This is a genomic window from Desulfofundulus luciae (assembly GCF_030813795.1).
In the GTDB taxonomy this organism is placed as follows: domain Bacteria; phylum Bacillota; class Desulfotomaculia; order Desulfotomaculales; family Desulfovirgulaceae; genus Desulfofundulus; species Desulfofundulus luciae.
Genome location: NZ_JAUSUX010000044.1, coordinates 1 through 8,484 on the forward strand (window position 1 = coordinate 1; position 8,484 = coordinate 8,484).

Annotated in this window: 19 protein-coding genes; 13 read left to right on the forward strand and 6 right to left on the reverse strand. The window is 49.8% G+C overall.

Annotated features, from left to right (window positions below):
* Positions 1 to 75 precede the first annotated feature (75 nt).
* On the reverse strand, positions 76 to 414 hold the full coding sequence (locus J2Z49_RS14260) for a hypothetical protein (RefSeq protein ID WP_307403789.1): 339 nt from the start codon (positions 412 to 414) through the stop codon (positions 76 to 78).
* Positions 415 to 650: 236 nt separating this feature from the next.
* On the opposite strand from J2Z49_RS14260, the gene J2Z49_RS14265 reads away from it, so the two are divergent.
* Positions 651 to 1,001 carry a hypothetical protein gene (locus J2Z49_RS14265; RefSeq protein WP_307403791.1) on the forward strand — a complete coding sequence of 117 codons (351 nt, stop codon included), beginning with the start codon at positions 651 to 653 and terminating at the stop codon, positions 999 to 1,001.
* Between the two features lie 143 nt (positions 1,002 to 1,144).
* On the opposite strand, the gene J2Z49_RS14270 is transcribed toward J2Z49_RS14265, so the two are convergent.
* On the reverse strand, positions 1,145 to 1,357 hold the full coding sequence (locus tag J2Z49_RS14270) for a helix-turn-helix domain-containing protein (protein ID WP_307403794.1): 213 nt from the start codon (positions 1,355 to 1,357) through the stop codon (positions 1,145 to 1,147).
* A 129-nt stretch (positions 1,358 to 1,486) separates the two neighbouring features.
* Between J2Z49_RS14270 and J2Z49_RS14275 the strand changes: the two genes are divergently transcribed.
* Positions 1,487 to 1,798 (forward strand): helix-turn-helix domain-containing protein, encoded by a 312-nt coding sequence (locus tag J2Z49_RS14275; RefSeq protein WP_307403818.1) that lies wholly within the window; start codon positions 1,487 to 1,489, stop codon positions 1,796 to 1,798.
* 162 nt (positions 1,799 to 1,960) lie between these two features.
* Here J2Z49_RS14275 and J2Z49_RS14280 read toward each other — a convergent pair whose 3' ends face one another.
* Positions 1,961 to 2,191 (reverse strand): helix-turn-helix transcriptional regulator, encoded by a 231-nt coding sequence (locus J2Z49_RS14280; RefSeq protein WP_013823524.1) that lies wholly within the window; start codon positions 2,189 to 2,191, stop codon positions 1,961 to 1,963.
* Between the two features lie 128 nt (positions 2,192 to 2,319).
* On the opposite strand from J2Z49_RS14280, the gene J2Z49_RS14285 reads away from it, so the two are divergent.
* Positions 2,320 to 2,661, forward strand: coding sequence for a helix-turn-helix domain-containing protein (locus J2Z49_RS14285; RefSeq protein WP_052303865.1), 342 nt, complete (start codon positions 2,320 to 2,322; stop codon positions 2,659 to 2,661).
* A 65-nt stretch (positions 2,662 to 2,726) separates the two neighbouring features.
* Positions 2,727 to 2,960, forward strand: a complete 234-nt coding sequence (locus J2Z49_RS14290; RefSeq protein WP_166349847.1) for a helix-turn-helix domain-containing protein — start codon at positions 2,727 to 2,729, stop codon at positions 2,958 to 2,960.
* Positions 2,961 to 3,227: 267 nt separating this feature from the next.
* Here the strand turns inward: J2Z49_RS14290 and J2Z49_RS14295 are convergent, their stop codons facing one another.
* Positions 3,228 to 3,458 carry a helix-turn-helix domain-containing protein gene (locus J2Z49_RS14295; RefSeq protein ID WP_165859270.1) on the reverse strand — a complete coding sequence of 77 codons (231 nt, stop codon included), beginning with the start codon at positions 3,456 to 3,458 and terminating at the stop codon, positions 3,228 to 3,230.
* A 145-nt stretch (positions 3,459 to 3,603) separates the two neighbouring features.
* On the opposite strand from J2Z49_RS14295, the gene J2Z49_RS14300 reads away from it, so the two are divergent.
* Together J2Z49_RS14300 and J2Z49_RS14305 are read left to right on the forward strand one after the other, a co-directional pair.
* Positions 3,604 to 3,927, forward strand: a complete 324-nt coding sequence (locus tag J2Z49_RS14300; RefSeq protein ID WP_307403799.1) for a helix-turn-helix domain-containing protein — start codon at positions 3,604 to 3,606, stop codon at positions 3,925 to 3,927.
* Positions 3,928 to 3,930: 3 nt separating this feature from the next.
* Positions 3,931 to 4,275 carry a coiled-coil domain-containing protein gene (locus J2Z49_RS14305; RefSeq protein WP_307403800.1) on the forward strand — a complete coding sequence of 115 codons (345 nt, stop codon included), beginning with the start codon at positions 3,931 to 3,933 and terminating at the stop codon, positions 4,273 to 4,275.
* Positions 4,276 to 4,294: 19 nt separating this feature from the next.
* Here J2Z49_RS14305 and J2Z49_RS14310 read toward each other — a convergent pair whose 3' ends face one another.
* On the reverse strand, positions 4,295 to 4,525 hold the full coding sequence (locus J2Z49_RS14310; RefSeq protein WP_307403802.1) for a helix-turn-helix transcriptional regulator: 231 nt from the start codon (positions 4,523 to 4,525) through the stop codon (positions 4,295 to 4,297).
* A gap of 112 nt (positions 4,526 to 4,637) precedes the next feature.
* On the opposite strand from J2Z49_RS14310, the gene J2Z49_RS14315 reads away from it, so the two are divergent.
* Positions 4,638 to 4,856, forward strand: a complete 219-nt coding sequence (locus J2Z49_RS14315; protein ID WP_166349673.1) for a helix-turn-helix domain-containing protein — start codon at positions 4,638 to 4,640, stop codon at positions 4,854 to 4,856.
* Here J2Z49_RS14315 and J2Z49_RS14320 read toward each other — a convergent pair.
* A complete protein-coding gene (locus J2Z49_RS14320; RefSeq protein WP_307403804.1) occupies positions 4,817 to 5,014 on the reverse strand; it encodes a hypothetical protein in 198 nt (65 codons plus the stop codon). The two genes, J2Z49_RS14315 and J2Z49_RS14320, sit on opposite strands and share 40 nt — an antisense overlap.
* Before the next feature lie 175 nt (positions 5,015 to 5,189).
* On the opposite strand from J2Z49_RS14320, the gene J2Z49_RS14325 reads away from it, so the two are divergent.
* The 6 genes from J2Z49_RS14325 to J2Z49_RS14350 all read left to right on the forward strand — a co-directional run bounded on the left by J2Z49_RS14325 (position 5,190) and on the right by J2Z49_RS14350 (position 8,351).
* Complete coding sequence (locus tag J2Z49_RS14325) at positions 5,190 to 5,891, forward strand: creatininase family protein (protein ID WP_307403806.1); 702 nt, start codon at positions 5,190 to 5,192, stop codon at positions 5,889 to 5,891.
* Positions 5,884 to 6,627 (forward strand): GntR family transcriptional regulator, encoded by a 744-nt coding sequence (locus J2Z49_RS14330; protein ID WP_307403808.1) that lies wholly within the window; start codon positions 5,884 to 5,886, stop codon positions 6,625 to 6,627. Before J2Z49_RS14325 ends, J2Z49_RS14330 begins: the two co-directional genes overlap by 8 nt.
* A 7-nt stretch (positions 6,628 to 6,634) precedes the next feature.
* On the forward strand, positions 6,635 to 6,841 hold the full coding sequence (locus tag J2Z49_RS14335) for a type II toxin-antitoxin system HicB family antitoxin (protein WP_013823543.1): 207 nt from the start codon (positions 6,635 to 6,637) through the stop codon (positions 6,839 to 6,841).
* A gap of 1 nt (position 6,842) precedes the next feature.
* Positions 6,843 to 7,067 carry a type II toxin-antitoxin system HicA family toxin gene (locus J2Z49_RS14340; RefSeq protein ID WP_307403812.1) on the forward strand — a complete coding sequence of 75 codons (225 nt, stop codon included), beginning with the start codon at positions 6,843 to 6,845 and terminating at the stop codon, positions 7,065 to 7,067.
* A 232-nt stretch (positions 7,068 to 7,299) separates the two neighbouring features.
* Positions 7,300 to 7,758 carry a helix-turn-helix domain-containing protein gene (locus J2Z49_RS14345; RefSeq protein ID WP_307403814.1) on the forward strand — a complete coding sequence of 153 codons (459 nt, stop codon included), beginning with the start codon at positions 7,300 to 7,302 and terminating at the stop codon, positions 7,756 to 7,758.
* A 110-nt stretch (positions 7,759 to 7,868) separates the two neighbouring features.
* Positions 7,869 to 8,351 (forward strand): ImmA/IrrE family metallo-endopeptidase, encoded by a 483-nt coding sequence (locus J2Z49_RS14350; protein ID WP_307403816.1) that lies wholly within the window; start codon positions 7,869 to 7,871, stop codon positions 8,349 to 8,351.
* Positions 8,352 to 8,484 lie beyond the last annotated feature (133 nt).

Genomic DNA, 8,484 nt, shown 5'->3' on the forward strand with positions numbered 1-8,484 from the left:
TTACCGGTTTAAAATGAGAATTTCCTTTGTTCCACCAGCTGGTTGCCCCAATTTAATTTGAAGATTTTTCCCGAATCAATTTGAAAATCTACACCGTTGCCTCTTGAATTCCTTTATGTCCCCTTCACTGTATAAAGAATCATATGTAACACCCAGCATTCTGGCCAGCAACTGTAATCCTTCCGCTTTCTCATGTCTCCATACTATTCTTATGATTTCCCGCCTGGCTCCCGGTGTTGACTGCCGCCGGTACTCCCAGGCATATCTTCTCAATTCGCTTAAAGACAAAAGATCCACCCTTTCTCCCGCTTTTCGCCGCACGCAAAAAGAGAGCATGCGTGCGCCCCCGGCGCGCCAACGTGGAGGCAGCGGTAATTCGCGCCGGTACGGTACCTTGCCCGGAGCTGAGCTCATGCACCGTGGAGCAGACCACCCTCACACTTTCCCGCCCGGGGTGCGCCAAACGGGAAAGGTGAAAGAAACCCCCTCGCACGGCTCCCTGGTTTCAGGGTTACGGGATGCACCGTCGCGCAGAACACTCCCAGTTATCCCCAAGGGGGTCCCCGTTTTCCGGTCCGGTGGCCCGGCGGCAACCGACTGCGCCGCGGCGCCTGCACGGCAGGACCGGACCGCTGCTGGGGGGAAGGGCTATGTCAAGGAACATCGCCACAGAATTCGTGCACCAGCCTGCACGTCTGTGGAGGGCTTTTACCCGGGCAGGACGCCATCCCCGCCGCGGGCGCGGCTCTTCCGGGCAGCCGCCTTCCCCCAGGTTTAACCCTCGCTGGCGGGTACGACTGTTTCCCGGACCGTCGTCGTCCTCCCGGCGGTTTCACCCCCCGCCGGCCGGGTCAAGTGGACTGTGTTGCGCTGCACCCCTGGTTTGTGCTGCCGCAACCACTCTCCCACGCCCCTACGGGCCGCTGCATCAGGAGGCGATGCGGCAGGATTTGCAGAGGGGCTTTTGGATTATCCCCTCTCCCGTGCCGTCAAGAGCTTGACGGCCAGGGACAGAGGATAATGCGTAATTAATGAAAACAGAGACATTTCCTCATAACTTTACAATTTTGTGTCAGCAGGAAAAATCTGTTTACCGGGAGAACTAAAAGCAATGGGGGCGCAGGGCGAATATTTAGTTAGTTAGTTACACGGCTTTGGGTTCTTCGTTTTCATCCAGCAATTCTGAAACAGAAACACCAAGAGCTAGGGCAAGCTTTTGGATTGTGTCTATTCGGGGCTTTCGTTTACCGGCTTCGATTTCGCTAATAGCAGACTGGGGTACTCCGGCTTTTCTGGCCAGTTCGGCTTGGCTAATACTACCCCTCAACTCGACCAAGCGTTTCGACAACTTCATCATAGTGTAAACCTCCCTATTATCATCTTATCCGTAGACGTATAAGATGTCAATACGTTATCGGATAACCATTCCGGAAAAATTATATGATACAATCTGAATAAGGATAGCTTAATCTTGAGGTGTTACTACTTGGAAATAGGAGAAAGAATTCGCTTCTTCAGACAACGTCAGGGTTTAAGTATGAATGCCCTTGCAAAATTATCCGGGGCTTCTCAATCGGCTATCAGCGAAATAGAAAGTGGCAAGCGCAAACCCACCTTTGACGTTTTAGAGCGTATAGTAAAAGGGCTTGGCCTTACTCTCGCCGAGTTTTTTTCCGAGGAAACCCCATCCCTTTCCCCAGATCTGCGGCAGCTTCTTGACGAGGCGGAAAGCCTTACGCCGGAGCAGCGACAAAAGCTGGTGGAATTCATCCGGAGCATGAAAGGTGTGCAACTATGATTTCTTCGTTGCGGCAGGACTTGCAGAGGGGTTCTCGGATTATCCCCTCTCCCGCGCCGTCAAGAGCTTGACGGCCAGGGACAGGGGATAATGCAACGAAACGAAATTTTTACCCAGCGAACAGGAAATTTATACCTGTTTAGTTAAGTAATAAATTATTGGTCATTTACAGGCTGCTGGCGGTAAATCTTCACTGTACAGAAACTCCGAAATTGTCAGGCCGAAGGCTTTTGCAATCTCCACCGCCTCGTCAATATCCGGTAAGAATTTACCGTTTTCCCAGTCTGAAATTGTCGTCTGTGGTTTACCAATCATCTGCCCGAGCTCTTGCTGTGACAGTTTTCTTTCTTTTCGCAGATAACGGAGTCTCGCCCCAAAGGTTTTTGCGTCCACTTCTTTCACCTCCGTCTGCTTATATGGTAAACGGTTTATCGTTTACTGTCAATGGTATTTCGTTAAATGTCCTGCAGAAAATATGTTTTACAATATTTCTGGGATAACGGATTTTCGTTAAGAAGGGTATGTTTTACATGGATATTGCCGACCGTATTGTACAGCTGCGCAAAGAGAAGAATTACAGCACCACAAAACTGGCCAAACTTGCCGGAATAGCGCAATCCACGCTGCGGGAAATAGAACTGGGCAAGACATCACCAACCTGGGACACAATTCTCAAGCTTTGCAGGGCGCTTGGTGTTTCACCCCGTGAATTGCTCGACTTTGAACCGGATGACCGGGGCGATTTGCCCCACGACTTTAAACGTTTCCTGGAAGTTGCCCGTCTTCTCACCCCCCGCCAGCGTGAGTTAATCCTGGAAGTTATGGAAGAATGGGCGGAATATAACAGGATTAAAGCTAAATAATTGTCTCCGCAGTTTTACTAAGATACGACGCGGCGAACAGGTGGTTTCGTGTGAGAAGTATTTACGTGAGATCATCTGAACCTGTTGCAAGGCGAATCTACGAACTTTGCCGGGAAAAAGGAATCACCATAAACCAATTGGCTACCCTTTCGGGGTTGCCCCACTCCACTATCGACAGCATTATAAAAGGGAAGAGCCGCAACCCCCGTCTGACAACTATTAAGAAGATCTGCGATGGCTTGGGAATGACTATTTCGGAATTTCTAGACGATCCGGTGTTCAAAAAAGTGGAAGATTAGGTCTCCGAGTTATCTGCACACACACCTGCAGAATGCCGATCCCCCGGGCGAGAGCCATCCCTGCCCCAGGCATGACAAAATTTCAATCTCTTCCCGGCGACGTTCCCCCACCGGATCTAATTCAATGATCAAACTGCATTGCCAGTCCCAGGTCAGGGATATCCTCTCTCCCTTACCGCCACTTTTCCGGCAGACTGGGACGGGAAACAAAATTTCTTCTGTTTTCTGGAAGGTCATTCCATGTTTTCACAGAAATATTGTTTTGAGTCACTCTCCCGCTGCTTTTGCCTGCTGCTCGTCTAGCAATTCGGCTACGGTTACCCCCAGGGCGGCGGCAATCCGGGATAGTACATCAATGCTCGGATTTGTCTTGACACCACTTTCTAGCTCACAGAGGTAAGCTGCCGTAATTTTGCTGTCACTTGCCAGCTTTACTTGGCTTACGCCTCTTGACTCCCTTAGTGTTTTTATCTTAAAGCTGATACCATTTTTTAACACGCGGCTCACTCCCTTTGTTATAATTTTAGCTAACAGCTAAGTTATTGTCAATAATAATTTAACCATTAGCTAACAAAAGCTCTTTGCTTTCTGAGTCGTTGAGTTGATAAAATTAGCTCATAGCTAACGAAGGGAATATATTCTTATGGATATAGGCCGAAGAATCAGGGAGATTAGAAAAGCAAACAATCAAAAGTTACTTAACATATCGCAACAAACGGGACTTTCACAGCCGTTCATCAGTGAGATAGAACGCGGAATTAAAGTCCCATCTATTGAAACCCTCGAAAAAATCTGCTCCGCCCTGGGCATCACCCTGGCCGAGTTTTTCGCCGACCAGGCCCCGGAGCTGCCGCCGGACATCCGCCAGATGATAGATGTAGCCCGAAAACTTACCCCTTTGCAACGAGAATTGATCATCTCCGTCATGAAGGAGATGGCGAAAGATAATCAAACGGAAGGGGAATAATCCGTGTCAGAGCAACTGCTGAAAGAAATCCTCGGTGAACTGAAGGCCCTGAATCAGCGTGTCGGCAATATAGAGCAGCGCATCGGCGACCTGGAGCAGGGCCAGCAGCAACTGGAAAAAGAACTTAAAGCCGCTATCAAAAACGTGGACAACAAGGTGGACAAACTAGGGCTTCGCCTCGAAAACGAAGTTATCGACAAGGTGCGTGCCCTCTTTGACGGTTTCGCATTGAGGGGCGACCAGATCGAACGGCTGCAAAAACACCTTGATGAACGCCTGGACAGCATCGAAACAGACACCCGTTATCTCGTTGCCAGGGTCGCAAGGCTGGAGAAGCTGGCGAAGTAGGTGCGTGTTTCCTGCCCGGTCATGTCCACCTCCTGTTCTCCTGCGATGCGGATTGTTCAGGCTCCACAGCCAGCAATTCGCCGGCCGGAATGCCGAAGAATTTCTCCAGGCGCTGGGCCACCTCCCAGGAGGGATTGATTTGGTTCAGCTCAATCATGCTGTAAGCTCTCTGCGAAATACCAATCTCCTTTGCAACCTGCTCTTGGGTGTAGCCCAGAGTTTTTCTTGTATTGATCAGGTACCGACGCATAAAAACTTCATCCCTGTTCAACCAGAAGCATTACTTCTGACACCTCCATTATATTAGAAGCGGTACTTCTGATCAAGTATTTTTATCAAATCCTGCTCGGAGAAAAATTATCATGCTTAAATTAAGTGCCAGGCTCAGGGAACTTAGAACATCTCGCAAAATCAGTCAGACAGCTCTATCTAATGCGGTTGGTGTATCTCAAAGAGCAATTTCGTATTACGAAGCAGGTAAGGATATTCCCACGCTTGACGTTCTCATCCGTCTCGCTGATTTTTTTGATATATCCCTGGATTACCTAGTCGGCCGCTCCGACGACCCGCGCAGGCACTGATCTTCTTGAAGCTTTTCCACCGGTATCGAACCGCCGGAGGCGTTCCTGGCATGCTGGAGCATCTTCAGGAACGCAGCCATGCCCTCTTCGTACCTGCGCTCCCAGCCGGGAACAGGAACAAACTTAAAACTTATCACGTAAGTATGTGCTCGTCTCATAAACATCCCTCCCGGCTAACCAGCCAGCTTTATATTTTAATCTAGATCAATATCAACTATTAGTCAAGTCCAAAACTTTATTTCTCCTCTATACTTCCTTGATATTTTGGGGTAAACTAATACTGAACTTATTCTTAATCTAGATCAATCTCTACATATCAGGAAGTGAGATGCAGTGGACCGATTTTCTACCTGGAAAGATCTCAAAGGTGTAAATATGGCTTTTCTGCCCGTGGGGTCTCTGGAACAACACGGACCACACCTCCCTCTGGGTACCGACGGGATCATCGCAGAGGCGCTGGCCGGCAGGCTGGCCGACATTTTTGCGCCGGCCTACCTGCTGCCGCTGCTTCCCTTCTCCTCCTCTATTGAACATGCCGGTTTTCCGGGGTGTGTTTCCCTTAAAGTGACGACTATTGCTTCGATCATTTCCGATGTGGTGGAATCCCTCGCGTTTTCCGGTATCAAGAAACTTGTCATCGTCAGCGGTCACATGGGTAACCACCTCCTTCGAAACGTCGTCCAGGAATTGAATTATCCCCGTCCACGGGTGCTGCTGCTTCCATCCCGCCATCACTGGGAAAGGGCTTACCGGGTGGCCGGAATATCCTCGTCCCCTTCCCGGGACATGCATGCTGGTGAAAGCGAGACGTCCATTATCATGTATTTGTTTCCCGGGGCTGTACGCTCCCAGGAAATGAAGGATGTTGACCAGCCGGAACGGCAGCTTCTAGAAACTCTGGGCATGAGGGCTTATACCGAAACCGGAGTCATCGGGTTTCCTTCAAAAGCTTCTGCCGAAAAGGGAGCTATGTTTCTGAATGCCCTGGCGGAAGAAACAGCAAAAACGGTAAAGGAGTTTGTTGAAATTGGCTGAGCAACTTAGTTGGCAGGAAATAGCTGCAATTCTGCGTGAAAGAATCCTTTCAGGTCAGCTGAAACCGGGGCAACTTTTTCCAACCAACAGGGAATTGATGAACGAATTCGGTGTCTATGTAAGCACCGTCCAGAACGCAGTAAACGCCCTCATCAGGGAAGGATTGGTCGTCACCTCCGGCCCCGGCAACAAGCGCCGTACCGTAAGGCCCCTGCTGGAGCGGTCGGTACGCCGGGGAGGTTTCCTGACCGAGTTCGGGCAGCGGGCCAGGCTAGAGATCCTGGAGCTGAAGATCGTCCGCAGTCCCAGAAAGCTGCCGGCAGCGGTTCTCAAGGAGATGGATCCGCCGGTGCTAAGGTATCTCACTCGCCAGTGGCGGGATGAAATTCCCGTCGCCCTATCGGATGCGTATATCCCGGGGGTTGTCCCGCTCAAAGAGCTGAAGGCGCTGATTTCCGACCCCGGGACGGATTTATACCGGGCAATGGAGTCGCTGGGTATAAGAGCTGACACCTGTGAGGAATCGCTGATTGCCGGTGGGTCTACGCCGGAGGAACAACAGATCCTCAACGGTGCGCCTGTAGTGGTACGAATTACCCGGAAAGTTTATAATAAAGACGGACGGTTGTTGGAACTGTGTTTTCTAACCAACCGGGCGGATTGCTACGAGTTTTTATACCGGTTCCCTTTTGAAGTTCAAGAAAATAATGATAAACTAACACAAAAGGAGGAGTAATAATACCGTGCGTTTACCTGTAACCCTTTACCCGGGTGAAGATGGTTTTATAGTTGCAGAATGTCCGGTTATACCAGGATGTATCTCCCAGGGCAGAACAGAGGAAGAAGCCCTGGCAAATATCAAAGAAGCAATTGAACTTTGCCTTGAAGTCAGGAAGGAAGCTGGCTTGCCCTTAACGCTACCTCTCCGTGAAATAGAGGTGGCCATCTAATATGGCTTCCCTTCCTGTAGTTTCAGGTAGGCGTGCTGTTCGCGCTTTTGAAAAGGCCGGCTGGAAAATTGCCCGGCAAAGAGGCAGTCATATTATTATGGTTAAAGCAGGTATGCTGGCAACGCTATCAATCCCCAATCACAAAATTTTGGATCGTGGCCTGCTGCGTAGTTTGATTCGCAAGGCTGAAATGTCCGTTGATGAGTTTATCCAATTGTTGGATTAATCTTTTAGGTCTACCAGGGAATGTATCCAAGCCTTATTTTGCCTGATGCAATTTCACTAAAACCAGTATATCTTGCAAAAGGCAATATGTCAATATGATGTGCATTTATTCTTGCAGAGGGCAAGATTTGTCAAACCGCCGCAGGGTGACCCGTTCCCTTCAAGTGCAGGGAGGAAATTACTGCAAGTAGCATCAAGACCTGCTTATCCAAATAGACATGAGGAGACTTTTTATGGAAAACAGTACCAACCTTTTTCCGCAGCGTTTAAAAAACTTACGTAAGGCAAGAAATCTTTACCAAAAGGAATTGGCAGCTGCAATTGGGGTTAAACCGGGAACTGTTGCCGCTTGGGAAGCGGGACATAGAGTACCCGAGTTGGGCCTTGCAACAAAACTAGCAGATTTTTTCAATGTCTCGGTTGACTATTTATTAGGACGCACCAATGACCCCCGACCGATGGATAAAATCATTTCTCCGGAATCTGACGTCAGAACGGAACGATCCCTCAAAGACAAAATCTTCGACCCCACCTACACCCCCACGGAAGTGGACCTGGAAGAACTCCTGGAGATAGCAAATATCCGCTTCATGGGCGAACGCATGGCCCGGGAAGACAGGGAAAAGCTACTTCAGATAGCAAAAATAATCTGGGAAGAGCGCAGGAAAATCAAAGAACGAAAAGGCAAGTAACGGCCGCCGCGGCGTTTCCAGGGCGGCTGCTATTGTTTTTCTGCTTTTTTCGTCTTCGTTCGACAAATGTTTTAACCCTGCGGGTTCAGTTTCTGTGTATAATAAGAATTATGGAACTTGTGTTCGTAACTTTGCTCCGGAAAGGTTGTGTAAGCATCATGATCTCTTCCGAGCGTAAAAAGGTGATCGCAAGCATCGAAAGGCTTGTGGCCCAGTTCAGGACGAGAAACCCTTTCCTCCTCGCATCGTATCTGGACATGGAGGTAATAAAAAGGGAACTGCCGGATGGAATAGCGGGCCTGGTGGCCGAATTATACGAGTCCGTGATGATAATACTGGATCCTTCCCTGCCGGACTGCGAAGCCAGGTACATAGTTGCCCACGAGATATACCACCACCTGGACGAGCATCCGGACCTGCGTCTCCTGAAGCGCACTTTCTTTGGGGACAAGTACGAATACAGATCGGACTTATTCGCCGCCGCGCTCCTGATCGACGAAATGCCTGAAGAGGGGGAAACGGACGTTAGCTTCGCTGCCAGGCTGGGGATACCTGTACGACTCGTCCGCCTCTGGTTCTTCCCGGCGGCGTGACCATCCTTTTGCCGGCGCGGCAACTGGGTTTTTAACTATTGACGTCCTCCCCCGAATGAATTCAGAGGATTCCCCGCAGGAAACACCCCGAACCCACCCGGGGTTCCCCGGGATTTGCGTGCCCTTCCGGGTT

Coding starts and splice junctions, on each gene's coding strand:
- J2Z49_RS14345 (WP_307403814.1), top strand. CDS start 7,300: ATGGAAAACAGTACCAACCTTTTTCCGCAGCGTTTAAAAAACTTACGT.
- J2Z49_RS14320 (WP_307403804.1), bottom strand. CDS start 5,014: ATGAGACGAGCACATACTTACGTGATAAGTTTTAAGTTTGTTCCTGTT.
- J2Z49_RS14340 (WP_307403812.1), top strand. CDS start 6,843: ATGGCTTCCCTTCCTGTAGTTTCAGGTAGGCGTGCTGTTCGCGCTTTT.
- J2Z49_RS14315 (WP_166349673.1), top strand. CDS start 4,638: ATGCTTAAATTAAGTGCCAGGCTCAGGGAACTTAGAACATCTCGCAAA.
- J2Z49_RS14310 (WP_307403802.1), bottom strand. CDS start 4,525: ATGCGTCGGTACCTGATCAATACAAGAAAAACTCTGGGCTACACCCAA.
- J2Z49_RS14270 (WP_307403794.1), bottom strand. CDS start 1,357: ATGATGAAGTTGTCGAAACGCTTGGTCGAGTTGAGGGGTAGTATTAGC.
- J2Z49_RS14260 (WP_307403789.1), bottom strand. CDS start 414: ATGAGCTCAGCTCCGGGCAAGGTACCGTACCGGCGCGAATTACCGCTG.
- J2Z49_RS14300 (WP_307403799.1), top strand. CDS start 3,604: ATGGATATAGGCCGAAGAATCAGGGAGATTAGAAAAGCAAACAATCAA.
- J2Z49_RS14265 (WP_307403791.1), top strand. CDS start 651: ATGTCAAGGAACATCGCCACAGAATTCGTGCACCAGCCTGCACGTCTG.
- J2Z49_RS14350 (WP_307403816.1), top strand. CDS start 7,869: ATGGAACTTGTGTTCGTAACTTTGCTCCGGAAAGGTTGTGTAAGCATC.
- J2Z49_RS14285 (WP_052303865.1), top strand. CDS start 2,320: ATGTTTTACATGGATATTGCCGACCGTATTGTACAGCTGCGCAAAGAG.